Origin of the sequence: Pedobacter rhodius, assembly GCF_027213645.1 — a bacterium.
GTDB classification, from domain to species: domain Bacteria; phylum Bacteroidota; class Bacteroidia; order Sphingobacteriales; family Sphingobacteriaceae; genus Pedobacter; species Pedobacter rhodius.
The window spans coordinates 206,565-228,780 of the sequence record NZ_JAPWGL010000002.1 but is presented as its reverse complement, the minus strand read 5'-3'; the positions used below and the strand labels follow the sequence as shown (position 1 = coordinate 228,780).

Below are 22,216 nucleotides of genomic sequence, written 5' to 3'. Positions count from 1 at the left end.
AATACCTTAAAATTCAAGGTGCAGATTGGTGAGACACCAGCCGACAAAAAAAAATTCTTTATCTTAGTAAAATGAATCCGGAAGAATTTTATAAGGGCCAGTACGATAAATCACTTGCCGAACGAACGGAGATTAATAACTCACTCTCAACGCCGATAGGAATATTGACTGCATTATTAGCAGGGCTGTATTTCTGCTCTACAAACTTTAGTTATAACTGTAATCCCGGGCTCCTATGGACGTTTATAATCATAGCTATTATATCTTCGGTTTTGCTTATTGTCGCGATAATTTATCTGATACTTGTCTTTGCCGATTTTTTGAAAGGTCGTGATTACATCAGTCTTAATGATTCTGACTTGCTTAATAAATATTATGTTGATCTAGTCAATTTTTACAATAATCAACCAGGTGCTATTTCTTCGGAGGTATTAATCCGTTCAAAAAAGGAATTTGATGAGTATCTGTTAGCGGAACTAATCCGTAATTCTGCAAACAATCAGCGAATCAACCGCATCAAGACGGCCTTACTTTTCCAAAGCCATAAATTTATGATATACGGACTTATTTTCTTAAGTTTGCTTATCGTCCCATTTGGCATAGATTTTGGTAAAAACAGGGGGAAAGATAAAGTACAAAAAGTTAAAATTGAACAGGTTATTCCGATTGATTTAAATATTAAATACAATAAAGATACAATAATACGTTTACTTTTAAAACCTACAGATCATGGCAAAGCATCAGCAATTAAACGTCACTAAACCTTCACCGCCGCCATCCCTGTTAATAAGGGAAGGTAGTACTAAAGCAACGGCTGTACCGGCGGTACGAAAGTAAAGATAAAGCTTTTGAGGCTATCTTTACTGATAGAAATTGGCGATGTGGAAATATCAAATATGATACATACGCAACTAAACAATGAAACTCGCACGGAAAAATTGCTTGTTCTTCAGAAGTAATCAACAAACACCTTCCGTACCGTAAACGAAGTGCCGAAAACTATTTTAAAGCCAGCCATCGCGCTGGCTTTGCTATTTCGTGACTAACCTTCTAATTAACCATCGAAAATCACGTGCCAGATGTTTTTATTTTCAACTGTTAATCTGTCAATATATTCCATTTCATTGCTTTACTGCGCCTACGTCTTTTGTTTAGGATCACATCAGCTGTTTAGGATCACATCAGCATGCAAACTATTTCAAACTAAAATACCCTGATCGATGTTGTATGAGTTGATTTTGGGTTATGGCGAAGATATTTATTCTGGAAGATGATAGGGATATAAGAGAGGTTGTTGAGTTGATCCTCCGGTTGGAGGATTACCAGGTGGTATCTTTCGAAAATGTTAAAAATTTTATGAACAGGGATTTAAATGATATTCCTGATCTCTTTATACTTGACATTATGTTGCCGGATGGATCGGGGCTTGAGGTTTGTAATATGCTGAGGATTGATACAATTCACCAACATATTCCGATAATCATTATGAGTGCACATGCCAGTACCGAACAGGTTAGCGCAGGTTGCAGGGCAGATGCTTTTTTACAAAAACCCTTTGAACTCACCCATTTTTTAGATACCATTGTTACCCAGATAAATGCTGATTCATCATTGTCCTGATATTTAACAGCAATTACTTATTGGATTTTTTTAACGTACCTTACATTGTTCTCCATTTAAATGACCAGCTCATGCAGAATAAAGATCAGAAGATTATCGAATTGATAGAACTCAATGACGAACTCGAAAATTATTTTCGTAACACCATTATTCCCCAGCTTTTTGTTGATGCCAATCTTATATTGCGCAAATTTACACCCCCTGCCATGAAGCAGTTTAAACTTCATAATAAAGACATCGGGAAGTCTATAACTGATGTTAAAGATAATTTTCGATTCCCGAGCATTGTTGATAACATTGAGCAGGTTATCAAAACCGGTGAGCTTTTAGAAAAGGAAATTCAAACAACCGATATGCGCTGGTACCAGATGAATATCCTGCCGTATATTGTAAAGCGATCTAAAACGACTAATGGGGTAATTATTACTTTTATTGATATTACTTTAAGAATCCGCGATCTTAAGGAGCAGGAAAAACTGATCATGGAGCACGAACTATTGCTGGATACCATTTCCCATGACATCAAAACACCATTAACCAGCCTGGGCCTTACCATCGAGATGCTCAAAAAAATCCCGGAGAAGGGTATGGAAAAATTTCCCTTACTTCTTGAAAAAATTGAGAATGGACTTGTTAAGATAAAAGGGATTATAATCGATTTAACCGATTCCAGGAAATCTGATCATCACTATAAAACTGTTGAAGAACTGCTGGATATCGAACAAATTTTAGAAGATGTCCGGTTAACCCTTGCTACTCAGATTCTCGAATCCGGCGCACAGATAAAGCTTGATATTTCCCATTCAGAGATTGTTTTCGTTCGCCGGAAATTGAGGAGCATCGTTTATAACCTAGTTAACAATTCTATTAAATACCGGGATTCGGGGCGGGTACCTGAAATTATTATAAAAACATTTTTAGAAGGCGATTATTTTGTTATTTCGATTGAGGATAACGGCAGGGGCATCGCAAAAAGTGATCTGGAGAAGATTTTCGCCAAATATGTACGCATAGCGACCGATGTAGAAGGCACAGGCGTTGGTCTTCACCTGGTTAAAGAAATCGTAAGTATATCGGGTGGCAAGATTATGGTTGAAAGTGAGATTGGCAAAGGCGCTATATTTAAAATTTATCTTAGAAATCAAACGTTAACGGAACAGCATAATCTAAAAGCATAAAAGCAAGATAACATTGTTTCTCTAAAGCGTAACCAGCTTTCTTACTAATATTCTCGCTCTGGCGGCTTATCGTACCAATAATCTTCGTAGAATTTATCGTTAGCTCCCTCTGGCGTAAGCTTGTAAGATTGCTGGCGCAAGTGTTCCGCTTATGCTTACATAGTAATAGTGTTCAATTTTAAACACTAATTGAAATTCGACTAATAATTAGTTTTTCGAATATATTATTAGTCACAAGCGAGACGCTTGCGCCATAGGCGGCTAAATCATAAATTGCCTTCTGCTTTCTACATTTTTGGTAGCGCTAGTATAAACCGAAATTAAAAAACCGTTTTAAGAAAAAGCTGGGATGATCTTGTAACATCTAATCAATTCAATACCTCTTTATTTTTTGGGATTATTACCAAAGCCCTTATTATCAAAATCCATAAATTAAGGTTTTGATATTTTTTCAGCTAATGCAATCAGCTCATTCTGTGTGCCTTGATCGGCTTCGTTTGATAACAAAACAATGCCCGAATTCCAATCAGGGTAAAACACCATATAGCTACTATAGCCTAAACTACCGCCGGTATGGGAAACGCTGCGCCTGCCATTATCCATTTTTCTTACTTTCCAGTTAAGTGCGATAGCACCATCTTCAACCTTTCCAAAAGTTGGCTGGTGACTTAATTTTGCCTCCGGATTTTTTTCATTCAGTTGAAATGCCATATATTTTAACATGTCAGCGCTTGACGACGCTATACTTGCGGCCACCTGTAAATCATCCCAATCAATAACCGGCATAATACGACCCTTTCCATCGTAACCCTTTGCCATATTTGCAGGCAGTTTCCCTCTCTTTATTAAGGATGTGTTTTTCATTTTAAGTGGATTTACAAAATACGTTTTCAGGAGGTTGTCGTAAGTGTTTTCATAAACGCCCTCCATAATATAGCCGAGCAATTGAGCAGCGGCGTTACAGTGGCGGGCAACGCTTCCTGGCGAAACCTTTAATTCAACCTGATGCAGATCACGGTAAAAGTCTAGCCTGCTGTATGTGGTGTGAACGGAATCTAAAATATACGGGATGGAATCCGGATCGGCTTTTCCAAATATATCCTTGTCTGGCATCCAGTTTGGTAATCCGGAAGTAAGGTTAACCAGGTTAAGCAAAGTGATAGGCGTTCCTTTATAATTCAAATTTGGATAATCTTCTTTCAGGTACTTACGTATATCGTCATTGAGATTTACCTTTTTATCTAAAACCGCTTTTGCAAGCAACGTCGCCCCGAATGTTTTGGTAATCGAGGCAAGTTCGTAAACGGTATTAGCTGTTGGTAATTGTGGTTTTTCCTTTTCAGTTGAGCCATAATTATAGCTAAATGGCCTTCCATTTTTTATAATTCCTATTGAAATGCCAACCCTGGAATTGTTATTGAAAAATGCCAGAACGGATTGATCGACCAATGAATCCAACGCGGTTTTCAACTTATTGTCATTGGGAACTTTAGTTGTATTTATTTGGGCAGCGCAGAAAAATGTATACGTTAAAAACGATAAAAGTAGGCATAATTTTTTCATATATTTAGGATGTTTTTAATAAGACGTTAAACAAAATAAAACGTTGCAACATTTTCTGATTAGCATAGCGGCGTAATGCATTACTTAAACAATTTATCTGGCACAAGTTTGTCAACCAGCTCATTTATACAGTAAAACACATGGAAAAAATCCTGATTTTAATTATTACCATTGCTACAATGGTTAGTTGTTCAAAAGAGAACGGGAACGATGCAATGGGGTCGGAAATTCGCTTGTCGAACACCAGCAAATATAATTTTAAAAATATCGTTGTTAATACCTCAACGGGAGAAGTAAATTTTGGTGACTTAAACGCCGGGCAAAAAACAGAATACAAAATATTTAAAAAGGCTTACAGGTATGCTTTTGTCAAATTAGAAATTGACGGGAAAACATATACGATACAGCCAATTGATTATGTTGGCGAAACAGTTCTTAAAGATGGCCGTTATACTTATCAACTGAATGTAAATGACAGGCAAGGTCAATACAATAAATTAGATTTGACATTAATTGAAGAATAAAGCGGATTAACCGGTTAACAAGATCAAAGAATCCATTCCATGCCCATCTGCCGCAAACTGGCCAGATTTAGCACCAGCTTTTATAACCCTTTTAGAAAAATTAAATTATATCGGACAGTTGGATTACAAACAAGTTAAGAAAATACGCTTCTGGCTTTTGCAACTGTAATGTCGTCAACCAAGCCGGTAACAGGAATTCCCTGCTGGTTTTGAAAAGCTTTGATTTTAGAGCTAACAGCATTTCGCAATTGCATTTGCTGCCCTACCGGAATCAATTGTACGTGTAGAGCATCCCACATGCCCAATATTGTTAATCCATTGTCTACGTAAATTTTGCGAAGCAACATAACGTCGCCCTTATAAGTGCGTTTTCCATTAATTATAAAAATACTATCGGCGGCTATGCCATAATGGTGCATGCCATCAGCCTTAATCTTGCTTGCGCCCTGTTGAAAGTATTTATACTGTAATGAGTTACTACGATATGTTTCAGCAAACGTGACGGATTGATTAGGATATTTTTGCTTGTAAATATCAACACATACCTCCAGCGTATTCAGGAAACGTGGTAATAATAACGTTTGATCATCTACTGGTTTTGCTATTCCATAGCGTTCATCGATCATCAATTTTTCCAAAAAGAATTGTGCGATATCTTCCATAGTTATTTTAATCTCATCTGCGTTAAGTAATGCAATTGCCTTGATCCAACAGTAAAAAATTTAATCTAATATGATATACCATTTGAACCGATTAGTACAGGTTTTTGCTGTGTTAGCCAGGATTCAACTATCATGAAAGACTATAGTATTGTTGTTTGGTGCAATTTATTCTGTTAGAAATAAAGTAAATATAATAAAACAATTGCTTAAAAATCAAGTACATAAAATTTTTTATAAATTTTTATTTGGTTCTTTTCTAGGGCTAGCATATTGTTTTGTATAACTTGTAATTTATTACGGTGGTATAAGAAATTAGTCGGGTTTTTAAGGCTTAATTAATATTCGATTGATTAGTTTTTGAATATATCGGTCATAAGCAAAACGCTTGCGCCAGAAATGGAATAGTAAATAACAAAGAAAACAAGAATAACAACGAGCTATAAATATAAATTCTAGCGTAGAGAATAAACCCGCTCAACAGAAAAGTTCGAATCCTTCTTAACGAAAAATGCCTTACATTTCTGTAAGGCATTTCTGTGATCCCGCTGGGATTCGAACCCAGGACCACTACATTAAAAGTGTAATGCTCTACCAGCTGAGCTACGGAATCATTTCCCTTTGTTTAAGGAGGTGCAAATATAGAAATTAATTTTATTTACGCCAATGTTTTTTTGAAAAATATTTGAGCGGCTTTTTAAATGCTTTTAAATGTGTTATTTAGGCTTAAAATATTTTGTGAATGGAATTAAAATGATATCAACAGCTGTTATGAATCATTCAATCCTTTTCCCTTCAGAATTTGCGGCATATATTTTTCTACCCTGGCTTCGCGTGTTTTTGATTGTTTCGGTGTCGCGAAATATAATAAATAGGCCCTTTGCCGGCCGGGTGTCAACGCATAAAAGGCAGTATTCAGTTCAGGAAGGCCGGCCAGTTTCCTTTCAAATTCTTCAGGCATCGTAAATGCTTCGGTTTTTTTAAATTCGATCTGTAGACCTGATTTTTCAATATCAATGGCTTCTCGTATATAGGCTTTTAAAGTGCTTTCCAAGGGTATTATTTCACGAATATTTGTAAAACGAATCTGGCGGGCGGCCTGCACATTTTTGGTTTGCTGAATTAAAATGCCTTTTTCATCTTTCATTAAGGCGCCTTTGAAAAATAAAAGTGCACAATAGGTTTTAAAAGTATGTATCAGTACAATGTTATTTTCCTGAAAGGTATAACAGGGCACACCCCATTTTAATGTTTCGGTAAGCCCGCAATCGAGTACGATGATTCGTAATTTTTCTACTTCCTGTTGCCAGGCTGCGGCTTTGTTAAAATAAAAATCGACTTTAGGGTTCATGGTTATCTGTAATTAAATCGGGCTGTAGCATTTAACAATTACAACCATAAAAATAGTTATTTGGCAGCGGAAATTTTAGTGATAAATTTAACGGGCTTTGTTAATAAACATGTTCATGAATACCATGCCGGGCAAACATTGGAGGGATATTCTGGTTTATGTTTTAGTACTAATAAAATTCAAGACTTCTTTACGCCCAAACCATCAAAACAATGAAACATTACGATGCAATAATTATCGGTGCCGGACAAGCCGGTGTGCCGCTGGCAAAAAAACTGGCGCTGGCAGGTAAAAAAACAGCCCTTATCGAAAAAAGGTTAGTGGGCGGCACCTGCATTAATGACGGTTGTACGCCAACGAAGGCGATGATTGCTTCAGCTAAAATGGCTTACCTGGCTGGTAAATCTTCGGAACTAGGGGTTGAAACCGGCAAAGTAAAGGTTGATTTTAAAAAAATTATACAGCGTAAGAATAACATTGTAAAACAATTCAGAACATCGACAGCAGAAGGGATTGAAAAAACCAAAGGTTTAAAGCTTTATATGGGCGAGGCCAGGTTTAGCACTGAAAAAGAAGTCACCATAGCCATGTCAAACGGAAAGGAAGAAGTGATCACCGCCGATTGGATTTTCATTAACACAGGAGCCAAAACATTGATTCCGGAGATAGACGGCATCAAGGAAACCGGTTTCTTAACTTCGACCACTATACTCGATTTGGATAAAGTGCCGGAACATTTAGTTATTGTCGGTGGTAATTACATAGGCCTTGAATTCGGCCAGATGTTTAGCCGGTTCGGCAGCAAAGTAACCATCCTCGAAAAATCGGAGACGATATTGGCTAAAGAAGATAAGGACGTATCGGAAATGCTGACCGGAATTCTGACAGCAGAACACATCGATGTATTAACGGGCGTCGAAATCAGAAAGGTAAAAAGTCATAAAAAGGAAGAGCTTGAAATTGAAATCAAATCCGGTAAAAGCGTTAAACGTATAAAAGCCAGCCATATTCTTATTGCTGCCGGAAGAATTCCGCAGACAGAAAACCTGGGCCTGGCGAATTGTGGTGTAAAAAAAGATGAAAAAGGCTATATTGTGGTGAACAATAAGCTTGAAACCAACATTAAAGGTATTTATGCCCTGGGTGATGTAAAGGGTGGCCCGGCTTTTACCCATATTGCTTATAATGATTACACCATTGTATACCGTAATTTAATTGAAGGAAGCGATTACAGCATTACCGACCGGCCGTTACCTTATTGTATGTTTACCGATCCGCAACTGGGCAGAATCGGAATTTCTGAAAAAGAGGCTAAAGCGCAAAAACTGAATTACAAAGTTGCTGTATTGCCAATGTCGTTAGTTGCACGTGGTATAGAAACCAATGAAACGAAAGGTATGATGAAGGCTGTGGTTGATGCGGATACCAGAAAAATATTAGGTGCGGCAATTCTGGCATCAGAAGGCGGGGAAATTATGTCGGTTTTACAAATGGCTATGGAGGGTGGAATTACTTACGACAACATCAGGTATTGTGTTTTTGCGCATCCGACATATTCAGAATCATTCAACAACCTTTTTATGAAAATGGAAGATTAAATATGATCGAACTCATCGGTGTAAGTAAAAGATATGGCTCAGCAATAGCCGTAAACCAGGTTTTCTTTAAAGTGAATGAAGGCGAAAACCTGGTGTTACTTGGTACCAGTGGCTGTGGCAAAACGACAACGCTGAAAATGATTAACCGTTTAATTGAAACGGATGAGGGGAAAATTATGGTTAACGGAAAGGATAACCGTAATCAAAATGCCGAGCAATTGCGTAGGGGAATCGGCTATGTGATGCAAAATATCGGCCTTTTTCCGCATTATACTATTGAAGATAATATTGCGGTCGTACCAAAACTGTTAAATTGGGATAAAAAGAAAACAGCAGACCGCGTTCGCGAATTGCTTCTTAAACTCCATTTACCGGAAAATTGCCTCAAATTTTTCCCTGCGGAACTTAGCGGCGGACAACAACAGCGTGTTGGTTTAGCTAGGGCCTTGATTGCCGATCCGCCGGTTTTACTGATGGATGAAGCTTTCGGAGCGCTCGACAATGTGACCAGAACAAATATCCAGCAAGAATTTAAAAATTTAGAAGAATTAAAGCGGAAAACCATTGTAATGGTTACCCATGATGTGCAGGAAGCTTTTGAACTGGCCGACCGGATTTGCCTGATGGATAAAGGGCAGGTTATGCAGGTAGGTACCCCTAAAGAATTACTTTTTAATCCGGCTAATGAGTTCTCGCGACAGTTTTTAGACGGGCAGCGGCTGGCCCTGGAATTTAAAGTTATCCGTGTTAAAGATATCTGGTCAAATCTTCCTGATGGTAAAAATAAAACAGAAAAAGTATTAAATCCGGAGTTAAGTGTTTGGGAAGCCATGGAAAAACTGCGTTCTGAAACTGTTGAGGAACTGACATTTCACGATGGTAAAGGCATAGTTAAAACTTTAACCTTTGATGATTTAACAAAAGCTTTTAATCAATATAAAAATTCCTGGCATTATGAATGAGCAACAAACGCTGTGGCAATTCATGTCGATGGAATCGGATAAATTGCTTAACCAGACCTTACAGCATATCGGTTTAACTTTTATTTCTTTGCTCTTTGCCGTCGCAGTTGGTTTGCCCTTAGGGATATTAATTGCCAGAAAGCGCAGCTTATCCGGTACGGTTTTGGGAATAGCAGGCATCTTGCAAACCGTACCCAGTATCGCATTGCTGGGTTTTATGATCCCCGTTTTGGGTATTGGTGCAAAACCGGCTATAGTTGCCTTACTGATTTATGCCTTATTACCCATTATCCGCAATACCTATACCGGCATAATTGGTGTCGACAAGCACATTACCGAAGCGGCAAAGGCTTTGGGGATGACTAAATTTCAAATCCTTTTTAAAATAGAGCTGCCTTTGGCCATGCCGGTCATTTTAGCCGGTATCCGCACGGCTACGGTTATTAATGTAGGTGTGGCAACGCTGGCGTCGTACATTGCGGCGGGCGGTTTGGGTGAATTTATTTTTGGTGGCATTTCGCTCAACAATACCAATATGATTCTGGCAGGTGCCATTCCTGCAGCCTTACTTGCCATTGTGCTGGATGCTTTACTGGCACTAATCCAAAAGATGAATTTCAAAAAGCTTCGTAAAATATTAATGGTTTTGCCTTTCGTTATCATAGTTTTAAGCGCATTTTACGTTTTACCATCGGCTTACGGCTCGGGTTTAAAGGCCGGTTTTACACCGGAGTTTATGGGGCGGCAAGATGGTGATTTAGGTTTAAAAACGGCTTATGGTTTAAAAATCAGGACCGTCGTAATCAGCGATGCGGTGATGTATAAAGCCGCTTTTACGAAAGAACTTGATGTAATTAGCGGTTACTCTACAGATGGCCGGTTAAAAGCCTTTGATTTAAAGATTTTAAAAGATGATAAGGGCATTTTTCCGCCTTATTATGCGGCGCCGATTGTGCTTCAATCTTCCTTGGAAAAATTTCCTGATTTGGAAAATACTTTAAATCTGCTGGCCGGAAAAATAACCGATTCTGTTATGACCGATTTGAATTACCGTACCGATTACCTGCATCAGTCACCGGAGCGGGTTGCAAAAGATTTCCTGGTTAAAAACGGCTTATATAAATCGCCTAAAAACGGAGGTGCAGGAACCATAAAAATCGGTTCAAAAATTTTTGGGGAACAGTACATCCTGGCTGAAATGTACAGCATGCTGATTAAAGGCAACACCAATTACCAGGTGGAAACGAAAACAGGTTTAGGCGGCACAAAAATATGTTTCGATGCTTTATTGAACAACCAGATTGATTTTTATCCGGAATATACGGGGACAGGCCTGCTTGCCATATTAAAGCCAGACAGCCGGGTTATTGGAAGGATTACACCTGATAAAGACAAAACGTATGCCTATGTGCGTAACGAATTTGTTAAGAAATATAAAATTAAATGGCTAAAGCCAATTGGTTTTAATAATGCTTATGCTTTAATGATGCGGCAAAAACAATCGGCAGAACTAAATGTTAATAGCATAACAGAACTTAAGAACCATCTCGATAAAAATTAATGAATCTTGCTGAAAAATATCTGAGTATCAGAAGGTACTCCGAGCAAATTTGCGAGCCTTTACAAACAGAAGACTACGTGGTTCAGCCCGTTGCAGATGTAAGTCCGCCGAAATGGCATTTAGGGCATACAACCTGGTTTTTTGAAACCTTCATCTTAAAGGTCTTTGCACCTGGTTATCAGGTATACCATGAAGACTACAATTTCGTATTCAACAGCTATTATGAAACCGTTGGTAACCGGGTTATCCGTACCGACCGGGGCAACCTGAGCAGGCCTGGTGTAAATGAAGTTTATCAATACAGAAGCTATGTGGATGAGGCTATGGTAAGGTTTTTATCCAATGAAGTTGATGCCGCGGTATATGAACTGGTTGTGTTGGGTTTTAACCATGAACAGCAGCATCAGGAACTGCTTTTGACAGACATCAAATTTATTCTCGGTCATAACCCGCTATTCCCGGTTTATCATGCTGAAAAGGCCGAAAGCCTGAACTTATCAGGTGGAAGTAAAAGTCTGTTAACCATTGCCGAAGGTGTTTACGAAATCGGTTACAACGGATCGGATTTTTGCTTTGATAATGAATTAAACCGGCATAAAGTTTATTTAAACGAATTTTCTATTAGTCCGGTGCTGGTTACCAATCAGGATTTTATAACTTTCATTGAAGATGGCGGTTACCAGAACTTTAATTACTGGCATGCCGAAGGCTGGGATTGGGTAAATACCAACAACATTACTGCACCAATGTATTGGCATAAACTTGATGGCAAATGGGTAAATTATACGCTTCAGGGGTTAAAAGAAGTCGACTTAAATAAAGCTTTAACACATGTAAGTTATTATGAAGCTTATGCATACTCATGCTGGAAAGGCATGCGTTTACCGACTGAATTTGAATGGGAAGTCGCTGCAAGAAGCTTTAACTGGGGCGAACGATGGGAGTGGACCGAGAGTGCCTATTTACCTTATCCGGGTTTCAGTAAAGCACCCGGTGCAATCGGCGAATATAACGGCAAATTTATGGTTAACCAGAAAGTGCTGAGGGGCGCATCTATTGCAACCCCGGAAGCACATAGCCGCGTCACCTACAGAAATTTTTTTCACCCACATTTAAGATGGCAATACACCGGTATCCGTCTTGCTAAATAGCATTTTATGATGTTTTCTACAGAAAAAACGATAACCAATACACAGTTTCTTCAGGAAACTTTAGCAGGTTTAAATGCCGAACCTAAGCGGATGTACTCGAAATATTTCTATGATGAAACTGGCGACCTTATTTTTCAGCAGATTATGAATATGGACGAATATTATTTAACAGATGCTGAAATGGAAATTATGAAGTACCAGGCAAGTGCTATTGCAGATACCATTTCGGGTGAAGGGGGCGCTTTTGATTTAATAGAACTTGGTGCGGGTGATGCCACAAAGTCCATCCACTTACTGAAAAAGTTTATCGATAAAAACCTTGATTTTAAATACTTCCCAATTGATATTTCGGCCCATGTAATTGCAGATCTGGAACTGAACTTGCCTTTAAAATTACCTGCGCTTAATTTTCAGGGCTTAAACGGCGATTACTTCGAAATGCTGAAAAGAGCGACTGAAATTTCGGAACGAAAGAAGGTTGTACTGTTTATGGGTGCAAATATTGGCAATATGAATGTTAGCGAAGCACAGGAATTTTGTGTTAATCTAAGGCAAATATTAGCCCCAGACGATATATTGATTATAGGTTTCGACCTGAAGAAGAATCCACAACAGATATTAGCTGCCTATAATGACAAAGCCGGCATTACGCGTTCATTCAATTTAAACCTGCTGAACCGGATAAACCGTGAATTGGATGGGAACTTCGATTTAAATGCTTTTGAACATTATGCAAACTACGATCCGGAAACCGGCGCCTGTAAAAGCTATCTAATCAGTTTAAAAAATCAAACGGTAAACATCGGTGGTTCGGAAATCCACTTTTCAAAAGATGAATACATTTGTATGGAGATTTCGCAAAAATACGCACAGCCGGAAATTGAAGCCCTCGCCCGTGTTTCAGGATTTAAGGTAACGCGTTATTTTTCCGATCAGCAAAAATACTTTGTAGATGCGGTTTGGAAAGTTGCCTAATCCAAAACGTCGAGTAAACGATTCAAATCTTCTTCGGTATTGTAAAAATGGAAGGCTATTCTGGTGCCTGTTCCTCTTGGTGAAACCAGAATTTTTTCTGCGTTTAATCGGTTAACGACTTCCCGTTCCAGGGGCAAACTTATAATAGATGATTGCTCTTTTTTGTTTACCATCCAATCCGTAAGTAAACCTTTAGCATATAACGCGGTTCGCGCTTTATTCGCCAACTCCTGGTTGGTTTTTTCGATAAAACCTAAGCCAACCGTTTTTAAGTAGTTTATGCCCTGGTTTAAAGTGCCAAAATTTAAACTGTCTAAGTGGCCGGGCTCTAAATTGAGGGATAAATAATCACGTCCGCTCAAAAATGGCGCAGTTGGCAAAACAGCTTGTTTTCTATCCGCATAAATCCTGTTCTTCACCGCATCGGATAAGAAAATATAACCATTTCCATAGCCACCTAAAAGCCATTTGTAGCCACTACCGATTAACACATCTAAACCGGATTGTTCGAAATTGAAAACCGTAGTACCTAAAAACTGGGTGCCGTCTGCAATTAAAATCAAATCAGGGAAATTAGCTTTAAGGTTTTTGATAAAATCGCTCTGCATCTTAAGGCCGCTGATGTACTGCACGATACTGAAAGCAAAAACAGTCGGTTTAAATTTTTCAATCGCGTTTAAAATATTGTCTTCCAGGTTAGCATCAATAGGGATTTCAAAAAATTCGAAACTCCTGCTTTTAACTGGGTAACTTACTGACGGGTAATCTTCCTGCAGCAAAAGGAAACGATGATTTTTCCCGGTACCATCCAGTATGGCATTAAAGCCGGTGGAGAAATTCGGACTTAAAAATGTGTTTTCCTTTTTAACGGAGAAAACTTCTGAAAGATTAACCCTGAGTTCTTCCATAACTTTAAGGTTATTCGCCCTGAAAGCACTTCCGCCAAAGATAAAATCTTCATCATGCTGTCTGCGCCAATTCGCAATTTCAGTAGACAGCAGACCTGAATTTGCGGTATTTAAATACGTACAGTTTTTAAGGATGGGAAAGATTTGGCTGAAGTTCATGCCCAAAAATAAGAGAAATGTTTATTTTAAGAAACGATTTTAATTTGGTTTGCAAATTAAATTTCAGTTTTAAAGTTAGTTATACTGGAGACATAAATGTGAAAAGTTTTTGAATCGCTATGAGGGGAACTCCCCTCCTTATTTTCAAGGAGGGGCCGGGGGTGGTAATTTCTATAATTTGCTCTGTTATTAACGGTAGCTTTCATCTGCCTATCGGATGACGTTCTCGGGAAGTCGTTGCAGAGTCCCATCATATCGTCATTTCGATCGTAGTGGAGAAATCCTTATAATTAGTTATAAAACAAGGTTAAAAGATCTCTCCATTCCGCTGCGCTCCATCCGATAGCTATCCGATCGAGACGACGGAAAGACAAATTGTCCTTTCGAGCGCAGTCGAGAAATCTTTGTGAATAGTTATAAAACAAGGTTCAAATATCGCTCCCTGTCTAACGCAGGCAGGCAATCCTTTTTGCCGTGTTTTTTTTCCTTTCGAAAAACTTAACCTCAAAATACGGAAAAACTGAAATTGAAAATAATTGTTGTTTATAAAGCAATTATGAATATGGCATGGAAACAAATGATGTACTAGTCGCCGAATTAAAGAAATTATTAAACGGAGGAACAGCGCACGTTGGCCTTCAGGATGCAGTTGCCAATTTACCATTCAACTTACTTGGTAAAATACCCAATAATCTACCTTACAGCATCTGGCAATTGGTTGAACATATCCGGATTGCACAATGGGATATGCTTAAATTTAGTAAAGATGCTAACCATAAATCGCCGAAATGGCCGGATGACTATTGGCCGAAAGCACCTGCACCGAAAGATGAAAACGAATGGAAAAATTGCTTGCAACAAATTGATGATGATTTAAAGGAATTTATAAAACTGTTGGAATCTGCAGAATTATTTAAGCAAATTCCACACGGCAGCGGTCAAAATATTTTGAGGGAGGCTTTGCAAATTGCCGACCACAACGCTTACCACCTGGCCGAAATTATTGTAATTCGCCGGCTGTTAGGCGCATGGAAATAAATAAAAAAGATATGTTACAAAACTCAAAAGCATTTAGTTCGTTTTCGGTAAACGACCTTGCAAAAGCAAAAGATTTTTATCAGCATACACTCGGTTTAACCGTTCAGGATAATCCGATGGGTATTATAGAAATTGAAATTTCTGGTGCTTCAAACCTGATGGTTTATCCTAAGCCTAATCATGAACCGGCTACATTTACGGTACTCAATTTTCCGGTTGATGATATCGATGCCGCGGTAGATGCCCTGATTGAAAAAGGAGTAACCTTTGAACAATACAATGAAGACTATCTAAAAACAGACGATAAAGGTATTTCAAGAGGAAACGGCGGACCAAGTATTGCATGGTTTAAAGATCCGGCAGGAAATATTTTAGCTGTTTTAGAAGTCGTACGTTAGGTATAATAGTCAGCTTTACCGTTTAAATGGCAATGGTATTCCATTGTTTAAAGGAAAGGGGAGAAAACCCTGTATGCTTTTTGAAATACTTTCCAAAAAACGATGAATTGCTAAAACAAAGTTCCTGCGCAATTTCTGAAATGTTCATTACGTGGCTGGTAAGCAGTAATTTGGCTTCCCGGATTACGAATTCGACGATATGCTCCCCGGCAGTTTTGTTTGTAATCTGTTTAACAACCTGCGATAAATGCCTTGGCGTAATGCGCAGGCAGTTCGCATAATACGTTACTCTTTTTTCTTTTTTAAACCGTTCTGATACCAGCGATAAAAATCTATCGGTAAGTTCAACGCGGCTGTCGACCAGGAGTTGAGGTGTTTTCTGCCGCTTTTCGTTTAACAGGTAAAGATCATATAACACACCTAAAAAACTATTATGGATAATATCATTAATATGGCGTATTTCCTTTCCTATATCCAGTTTCCTGTATAAGGCCACCATGCCATAATGAAGCTGATCATACTCTGATTTTGACAAGGAAAATTTTATAGACTTTTGTTTATCGAATAAATGATAGCTTTCTGCTGTATTAAGAAAAATCCCCTTCCTCGATAAATAGTCTTTATTAAAATGGGTGCTGATAACTGTTGCATTCGCATCAGCCGCTACATCATAAATGAAACCTGGAAAAACAAAGAGAATATCACGTGCGTTAAATGTGTGTTCTATGAAATTAATCTTGAGTTTCAGGCTTCCCTTGGTAATTAAAAGTACTGCATAGGCGGTAGAACGAAAGGGCATTTCCGGGCGGTCGTCGTTGTGAACAGCTGTATTAAACATCCTGACGATTAAATCTGCATCATCGATAGGTTCGTTTTTAGTGCATGATAATCTCAGGTTTTTTCCAGATTGCCTTTTTTGCATCGATGTATATAATTAGTTTAAGAATTTAAATTTCCGTTAATCCCCTTCCCAAATTTATACGCAGATTTCGTTAATACTCCAAATGTATTTATCTGATAAATTTTCCCTTAAACAAATGTATATGCAGAACTCATTTTTTCAAATCCAATTTTATAAAATGACTGAAAATTGATAAAAATCAGCGCTTCCGATTAAATTTTTTGTCGGCTTTAATTTTATTATAAGTAATTGTTATACAGAATCTTAATTGGTTTTTGGTTTTAATTATCCTGCTTTTATACCTGTTTACCCATTTTCTTAAAAAGTCAGAGGGTAGAATGGTCAACTCATATAAATGTCATATTCCTCAATCCACCTTTTTGACCAATATTTCCTACAAATGAACCTTTTTTTAGCTCTTGTTCCATATTAAAATTGTGTTAAGAAATCATCAGGTAAAAATTGGTTTTAGTCCGGTCGCCTGATGTAAGAAATCAATTATTTTAAAAGGCCCGTTTTTTTAAAATATGCTTATCACACTGCAAAACAACAGCATTTATGATGCGTAAAAAATTACAGGATAGGATTGCCGCTTTTAAAGATGCAACCATCATTAAGGAAAAGGGTTTGTATCCTTATTTCAGATCGATAGAATCGGCCCAGGATACGGAAGTAATTATTGATGGTAAAAAGGTACTCATGTTTGGATCCAATTCCTATCTGGGATTAACCAATCATCCGGAGATTAAACAGGCTTCGAAAGATGCAATAGATAAATATGGAACGGGTTGTGCCGGTTCCAGGTTTTTAAACGGTTCGTTAGATATTCATCTCGATTTGGAAAGGCGGCTTGCCGATTATGTCGGCAAAGAGGCTGCTGTGCTGTTCAGCACCGGTTTCCAGGTTAACCTTGGGGTGATATCCTGCCTGCTGGATAGAAATGATTACCTCTTACTGGATGAATACGACCACGCTTCAATTATTGATGGGAGCAGGCTTTCCTTTTCCAAAACCATTAAGTATGCGCACAATGATATGGATGATCTGCGGAGCAAACTCAGCAGGTTACCTGCCGATGCAGCGAAACTCATTGTTTCTGATGGTATTTTCAGTATGGAAGGCGATTTGGTTAACCTGCCGGAAATGGTTAAGGTAGCGAAGGAATTCGGGGCAAATATTATGATGGACGACGCACACAGCCTGGGTGTAATCGGCTTTAACGGTTCAGGCACGGCTTCTCATTTTAACCTGACCGATGAGGTTGACCTTATTATGGGTACGTTCAGTAAATCGCTTGCTTCTCTTGGCGGATTTATTGCCGGCAATGCGGAAACTATCGAATATATAAAACATAGGGCACGGTCGCTCGTGTTCAGTGCAAGCATGCCGCCTTCTGCCGTTGCAAGTGTTATTGCCTCACTGGCCATCATAGACCGGGAACCGGAGCGAATAGACAAATTGTGGGCAAATACATTTTATGCCAAAAAGCTTTTAACAGAAGCAGGTTTCGATATCGGCAACAGCGACAGCCCCATAATTCCAATCTATATCAGGGATAACACAAAGACCTTCATGATAACCAATATACTGCAGAAAAACGGGGTTTTTGTAAATCCTGTCGTTTCTCCGGCCGTTCCGTCAGATTCATCCCTGATAAGGTTTTCACTTATGGCCACCCATAGTTTTGAACAAATTGAACTGGCGATACACCAATTGAAGGCCGCATTTATTACAGCGAAGGCTTATTTACAAAATGTACAATCATGAGGATAGTTAAAACGGTTTCCGGTAAAAAAGAGCTGAAGGCATTTATTGATTTCCCGCATACCTTATATGCGCAGGATCCCAATTATGTACCTGAACTATTTATCGCGCAACGCGATTTGCTTACGCCGGGCAAACATCCCTTTTTTAAACATTCGACCATACAGCTTTTTCTCTTACTTGAAGACGGGGCGGTTATCGGAAGAATCGCTGCAATAGAAAACACCAATCATAATAAAACATATGGTTTACAAGAGGGATTTTTTGGTTTTTTTGATTGCATAAATGAAGTTTCTGCTGCAAAGCAACTCATTGACGAAGTTTATAACTGGCTGGAAGATAGGGGAATAAACAAGGTTATCGGACCGGTTAATTTCTCTACTAACGAAGTTTGTGGTTTGCTTGTCGAAGGCTTTGATGGTCCTCCGGTAGCCATGATGCCTTATAATGCGCCCTACTACCTTACCCTGTTGGAAAGTCTTGGTTTTGCAAAAAAAGTAGATTTAAGGGCTTATCGATACACCGCCGGAAATTACAGCGAACGTTCCTTAAAGCTTTTAGACCGGATTGAAGAACGCCTGAAGCGGAACAGGATTTCGATACGGCATATTGATATGAAAAATTTCAGGCAGGAACGCGATGCACTCCGGGAGGTGTACAATAAGGCCTGGGATAAGAATCTTGGCTTTGTGGCGATGACTAAGGAAGAATTTGACTATACCGCAAATGACCTTAAGCTTATCCTGGATCCAAAATTCTGCATCATAGCCGAGCAGGATAATAAGGTAATTGGTTTTGCCCTGGCCATACCGGACATCAACCAGGTACTTATCAAAATTAAGAAAGGAAGATTGTTCCCCACCGGTTTAATTAGGTTAATCAGAGATAAAAAGAAGATAGACGGCATCAGGATTCTGCTGCTGGGGGTTGTGGATGGTTACCGGAAAATGGGCATTGAAGCCTGTTTATATGGCGGAATTATTAAACAATTTAAGGTAAAAAAGATGAAGTATGCCGAGGCCAGCTGGACACTCGAACATAATGAAATGGTGAACAGACCTATTGAGGATATTGGCGGGCAACTTTACCGGAAATACAGGATTCTCGAAAAACAGCTATGAAAAAGCGCATACTTATTACCGGAGCAACCGGATTTATTGGCTTTCACCTTATCGAAGCGGCTTTGGCTAATGATATGGAAGTTTATGCAAACATCCGTAAATCGAGTAACACCGATCATTTAACAGGCTTTCCTATAAATTATGTTGAATTGGATTTTGAATCTATTTATGCATTAAAGAAGAATATTGAGGAATATAAGTATCATTATATTGTTCATGCTGCAGGTGTTACCAAGGCAAAAAGTCTGGATGATTACCATAAATTTAATGCGATTTATAGCAGGAATCTTGCCATTGCAGCCGCTACTTCGTTTCATGAAATAGAAAAGTTTGTCTTTGTAAGCAGCCTTGCGGCACTCGGGCCGCTTAGTGTACAGCATGCTGTTTTAAAGGACAGTAGTTCAGCTCATCCGGTAACCTATTACGGAAAGAGTAAAGCTTTGGCAGAAGCCTATCTGAGTTCGGTTAAAAACCTCCCGCTGCTTATATTCCGGCCTACAGCGGTTTATGGCCCGAGAGAACGAGACCTGCTTATAATTCTTAAAACCATAAAAAGAGGTTTTGAAGTTTATATCGGGCAAAAGGATCAACAACTTAGTTTCATCTACGTAAAGGATTTAGCGGAATTAATTATCGGCTCCTTAAAGTCGGCACTTAAATACAAAACTTACAATGTATCTGACGGAAATATATACAGCCGGTCTGCTTTAGGAACATTCGCCGGAAAGATTATGCGTAAAAAAACTTTCAGGCTTAACCTGCCGCTTCCGGTAGTTAACCGCATCGCCTGGTGTTTAGAACAGGCACTTAAGGTTTTTGATCGCATGCCAACATTAAACGTAGACAAGATACAGGAATTAACAGGCCCAAATTGGGCATGCGATATAGAAAACATAAAAAAAGACCTTGGCTTCATGCCCCGGTACCAGCTGGAACATGGTCTTAACGAAACAATAAAATGGTACCATAAAAATAATTGGTTATAAAATTAATTCAGAACAGTATGAGAGAACAGGTTAAACCGGCAAGTGGAAAACTTGGCATATTAATGCCCGGACTTGGGGCAGTAGCAACAACAATGATTTCGGGCGTAGCGGCCATAAAAAAAGGTTTGTCAAAACCTATAGGTTCGCTTACACAAATGGGTACCATCCGTATCGGCAAGCGGACAGAGAGAAATGAGCCTAAGATAAAAGATTTCGTTCCATTAGCCAACCTGGAAGACTTGGTGTTTGGCGGATGGGATGTTTACGAAGATAATGTATATGAGGCAGCAATGAATGCCCGTGTACTCGATGCCAACTTATTGCGTGATGTAAAGGAAGAACTACAGGCCATAAAGCCAATGAGGGCGGCCTTCGACAGAAATTACGTAAAAAATCTGGATGGTAAATTTGTTAAGGATATAGATAACCGCTATGAATTGGCACTTGCGGTTATAGATGATATTGAAAACTTCAAGGCAGAAAATAACTGCAACAGGATTGTGATGGTATGGTGCGGTTCAACTGAAATCTACTTTGAGCCTTCGGAAGTGCACAATTCCCTCGCCGCCTTTGAACAGGGCTTAAAAGACAACGATCCCCGTATCGCACCAAGCATGATTTATGCCTATGCGGCTTTAAAGCTGGGCATTCCTTTTGCCAACGGCGCACCCAACTTAACAGTAGATATTCCTGCCTTAATAGAACTGGCAAAAGAAACGAATACCCCGATTGCAGGTAAAGATTTTAAAACCGGTCAAACCTTAATGAAAACCATTTTGGCACCTGGCTTAGCTGCACGCTCCCTAGGGGTTAAAGGCTGGTTTTCGGATAATATATTAGGCAACCGCGATGGCCTGGTGCTTGATGACCCGGATAATTTTAAAACCAAAGAGGTTTCTAAACTGGGCGTTTTGGAAGATATTTTCAAACCGGAACTAAACCCTGATTTGTATGGCGATATGTACCACAAAATCAGGATCAATTATTATCCGCCACATGGCGATAACAAGGAGAGTTGGGATAACATCGATATTTTCGGCTGGCTGGGTTATAAAATGCAAATTAAGATAAACTTCCTGTGCCGTGATTCGATTTTAGCCGCCCCGATTGTACTGGATTTGGCTTTATTTATGGATTTGGCTAAACGTGCGCATCTGTCAGGCATCCAGGAATGGTTATCGTTCTACCTGAAGTCGCCGCAAACCATTCCGGGCGTACCGGCAGAAAACGACATTTTTAAACAGTTAATGAAACTGCAGAATACCTTACGCTACATGATGGGTGAGGAACTGATTACCCATTTGGGGCAGGATTACGAAGAGGAACTGCTAGAAACCCTGTAGTGTTTTTCCATAAAATTATAGCAACCGGTCTGGGAATTGGTTACATCGGCAAAGGTGCGGGAACTATTGCTGCAATAGCAACGTGTATTTGCTGGTGGCTTTTCCAGACCGATTATACCAATCCATATTTATGGCCGCTTTTGGTTGCCATATTACTGCTGGTGATAGGGGTAATGTCGGCCGACAAGGTGGAGGAAGTTTGGGGGAAAGATAATCAAAGGGTTGTTATAGATGAGGTTGCCGGAATGTGGATTACCTTATTGTGTACGCCCCTAAGATGGGACTACATTGTGATAGGCTTTATATTTTTCAGGTTTTTTGATATCCTTAAACCATTTTACATCCGCCATATGGAAGAATTGCCAGGCGGATGGGGTGTTATGGCAGATGATGTACTAGCGGGAATTTATTCAAATATTTTACTCCAACTGATTATCGCTTTTAAGTTGTTATAAG

21 protein-coding genes and 1 tRNA gene are annotated in these 22,216 nt (G+C 39.0%); 16 read left to right on the top strand and 6 right to left on the bottom strand.

Annotated elements, in window-relative coordinates; genetic code table 11:
* The first annotated feature begins 71 nt into the window (after positions 1 to 71).
* The 3 genes from O0931_RS06545 (at position 72) to O0931_RS06535 (ending at position 2,798) form a co-directional block, all read left to right on the top strand.
* Positions 72 to 761 (top strand): hypothetical protein, encoded by a 690-nt coding sequence (locus O0931_RS06545; protein ID WP_269414760.1) that lies wholly within the window; start codon positions 72 to 74, stop codon positions 759 to 761.
* A 484-nt stretch (positions 762 to 1,245) separates the two neighbouring features.
* Complete coding sequence (locus tag O0931_RS06540; RefSeq protein WP_269414759.1) at positions 1,246 to 1,620, top strand: response regulator transcription factor; 375 nt, start codon at positions 1,246 to 1,248, stop codon at positions 1,618 to 1,620.
* Between the two features lie 71 nt (positions 1,621 to 1,691).
* Positions 1,692 to 2,798 (top strand): sensor histidine kinase, encoded by a 1,107-nt coding sequence (locus tag O0931_RS06535; protein ID WP_269414758.1) that lies wholly within the window; start codon positions 1,692 to 1,694, stop codon positions 2,796 to 2,798.
* A 432-nt stretch (positions 2,799 to 3,230) separates the two neighbouring features.
* Here the strand turns inward: O0931_RS06535 and O0931_RS06530 are convergent, their stop codons facing one another.
* Positions 3,231 to 4,361, bottom strand: coding sequence for a serine hydrolase domain-containing protein (locus O0931_RS06530; RefSeq protein WP_269414757.1), 1,131 nt, complete (start codon positions 4,359 to 4,361; stop codon positions 3,231 to 3,233).
* A 140-nt stretch (positions 4,362 to 4,501) separates the two neighbouring features.
* Between O0931_RS06530 and O0931_RS06525 the strand changes: the two genes are divergently transcribed.
* Positions 4,502 to 4,885, top strand: a complete 384-nt coding sequence (locus O0931_RS06525; protein WP_269414756.1) for a hypothetical protein — start codon at positions 4,502 to 4,504, stop codon at positions 4,883 to 4,885.
* A 134-nt stretch (positions 4,886 to 5,019) separates the two neighbouring features.
* On the opposite strand, the gene O0931_RS06520 is transcribed toward O0931_RS06525, so the two are convergent.
* From O0931_RS06520 to O0931_RS06510, 3 genes are all read right to left on the bottom strand, one after another.
* The gene (locus tag O0931_RS06520) at positions 5,020 to 5,547 is read right to left on the bottom strand and encodes a peptidoglycan-binding protein (protein WP_269414755.1); all 528 of its coding nucleotides are present in this window, start codon (positions 5,545 to 5,547) and stop codon (positions 5,020 to 5,022) included.
* A 537-nt stretch (positions 5,548 to 6,084) separates the two neighbouring features.
* Positions 6,085 to 6,157, bottom strand: a tRNA-Lys gene (locus tag O0931_RS06515).
* Between the two features lie 156 nt (positions 6,158 to 6,313).
* Positions 6,314 to 6,895, bottom strand: coding sequence for a YdeI/OmpD-associated family protein (locus O0931_RS06510; RefSeq protein ID WP_269414754.1), 582 nt, complete (start codon positions 6,893 to 6,895; stop codon positions 6,314 to 6,316).
* Between the two features lie 212 nt (positions 6,896 to 7,107).
* Here O0931_RS06510 and O0931_RS06505 point away from each other — a divergent pair, with 212 nt between their 5' ends.
* The 5 genes from O0931_RS06505 to O0931_RS06485 are packed head-to-tail and all read left to right on the top strand — an operon-like array spanning position 7,108 to position 13,142.
* Positions 7,108 to 8,493, top strand: a complete 1,386-nt coding sequence (locus tag O0931_RS06505) for a mercuric reductase (RefSeq protein WP_269414753.1) — start codon at positions 7,108 to 7,110, stop codon at positions 8,491 to 8,493.
* Positions 8,494 to 8,495: 2 nt separating this feature from the next.
* On the top strand, positions 8,496 to 9,455 hold the full coding sequence (locus O0931_RS06500) for an ABC transporter ATP-binding protein (protein ID WP_269414752.1): 960 nt from the start codon (positions 8,496 to 8,498) through the stop codon (positions 9,453 to 9,455).
* Complete coding sequence (locus tag O0931_RS06495; RefSeq protein WP_269414751.1) at positions 9,448 to 11,016, top strand: ABC transporter permease/substrate-binding protein; 1,569 nt, start codon at positions 9,448 to 9,450, stop codon at positions 11,014 to 11,016. Before O0931_RS06500 ends, O0931_RS06495 begins: the two co-directional genes overlap by 8 nt.
* The gene (gene egtB / locus O0931_RS06490) at positions 11,016 to 12,167 is read left to right on the top strand and encodes an ergothioneine biosynthesis protein EgtB (RefSeq protein ID WP_269414750.1); all 1,152 of its coding nucleotides are present in this window, start codon (positions 11,016 to 11,018) and stop codon (positions 12,165 to 12,167) included. Before O0931_RS06495 ends, egtB begins: the two co-directional genes overlap by 1 nt.
* Positions 12,168 to 12,173: 6 nt before the next feature.
* Positions 12,174 to 13,142 (top strand): L-histidine N(alpha)-methyltransferase, encoded by a 969-nt coding sequence (locus tag O0931_RS06485; RefSeq protein WP_269414749.1) that lies wholly within the window; start codon positions 12,174 to 12,176, stop codon positions 13,140 to 13,142.
* Here the strand turns inward: O0931_RS06485 and O0931_RS06480 are convergent.
* Entirely contained in the window at positions 13,139 to 14,209 is a 1,071-nt protein-coding gene (locus O0931_RS06480) for an aminotransferase class V-fold PLP-dependent enzyme (protein WP_269414748.1), read from the bottom strand. The genes O0931_RS06485 and O0931_RS06480 overlap by 4 nt on opposite strands.
* A gap of 567 nt (positions 14,210 to 14,776) precedes the next feature.
* Here O0931_RS06480 and O0931_RS06475 point away from each other — a divergent pair.
* Positions 14,777 to 15,247, top strand: coding sequence for a DinB family protein (locus O0931_RS06475; RefSeq protein WP_269414747.1), 471 nt, complete (start codon positions 14,777 to 14,779; stop codon positions 15,245 to 15,247).
* Between the two features lie 11 nt (positions 15,248 to 15,258).
* On the top strand, positions 15,259 to 15,645 hold the full coding sequence (locus O0931_RS06470; RefSeq protein WP_269414746.1) for a VOC family protein: 387 nt from the start codon (positions 15,259 to 15,261) through the stop codon (positions 15,643 to 15,645).
* Between the two features lie 22 nt (positions 15,646 to 15,667).
* Here the strand turns inward: O0931_RS06470 and O0931_RS06465 are convergent, their stop codons facing one another.
* Complete coding sequence (locus tag O0931_RS06465) at positions 15,668 to 16,567, bottom strand: helix-turn-helix domain-containing protein (RefSeq protein WP_269414745.1); 900 nt, start codon at positions 16,565 to 16,567, stop codon at positions 15,668 to 15,670.
* Positions 16,568 to 17,107: 540 nt separating this feature from the next.
* On the opposite strand from O0931_RS06465, the gene spt reads away from it, so the two are divergent.
* The 5 genes from spt to O0931_RS06440 are packed head-to-tail and all read left to right on the top strand — an operon-like array spanning position 17,108 to position 22,215.
* A complete protein-coding gene (gene spt, locus O0931_RS06460) occupies positions 17,108 to 18,313 on the top strand; it encodes a serine palmitoyltransferase (RefSeq protein ID WP_269415431.1) in 1,206 nt (401 codons plus the stop codon).
* Positions 18,310 to 19,431 (top strand): hypothetical protein, encoded by a 1,122-nt coding sequence (locus tag O0931_RS06455; protein ID WP_269414744.1) that lies wholly within the window; start codon positions 18,310 to 18,312, stop codon positions 19,429 to 19,431. Before spt ends, O0931_RS06455 begins: the two co-directional genes overlap by 4 nt.
* The gene (locus O0931_RS06450) at positions 19,428 to 20,417 is read left to right on the top strand and encodes an NAD-dependent epimerase/dehydratase family protein (RefSeq protein WP_269414743.1); all 990 of its coding nucleotides are present in this window, start codon (positions 19,428 to 19,430) and stop codon (positions 20,415 to 20,417) included. Before O0931_RS06455 ends, O0931_RS06450 begins: the two co-directional genes overlap by 4 nt.
* A gap of 17 nt (positions 20,418 to 20,434) precedes the next feature.
* Positions 20,435 to 21,760 carry an inositol-3-phosphate synthase gene (locus tag O0931_RS06445; RefSeq protein WP_269414742.1) on the top strand — a complete coding sequence of 442 codons (1,326 nt, stop codon included), beginning with the start codon at positions 20,435 to 20,437 and terminating at the stop codon, positions 21,758 to 21,760.
* Entirely contained in the window at positions 21,760 to 22,215 is a 456-nt protein-coding gene (locus O0931_RS06440; protein WP_269414741.1) for a phosphatidylglycerophosphatase A family protein, read from the top strand. The genes O0931_RS06445 and O0931_RS06440 overlap by 1 nt, the downstream gene beginning before the upstream one ends.
* The last annotated feature ends 1 nt before the right edge of the window (position 22,216 follow it).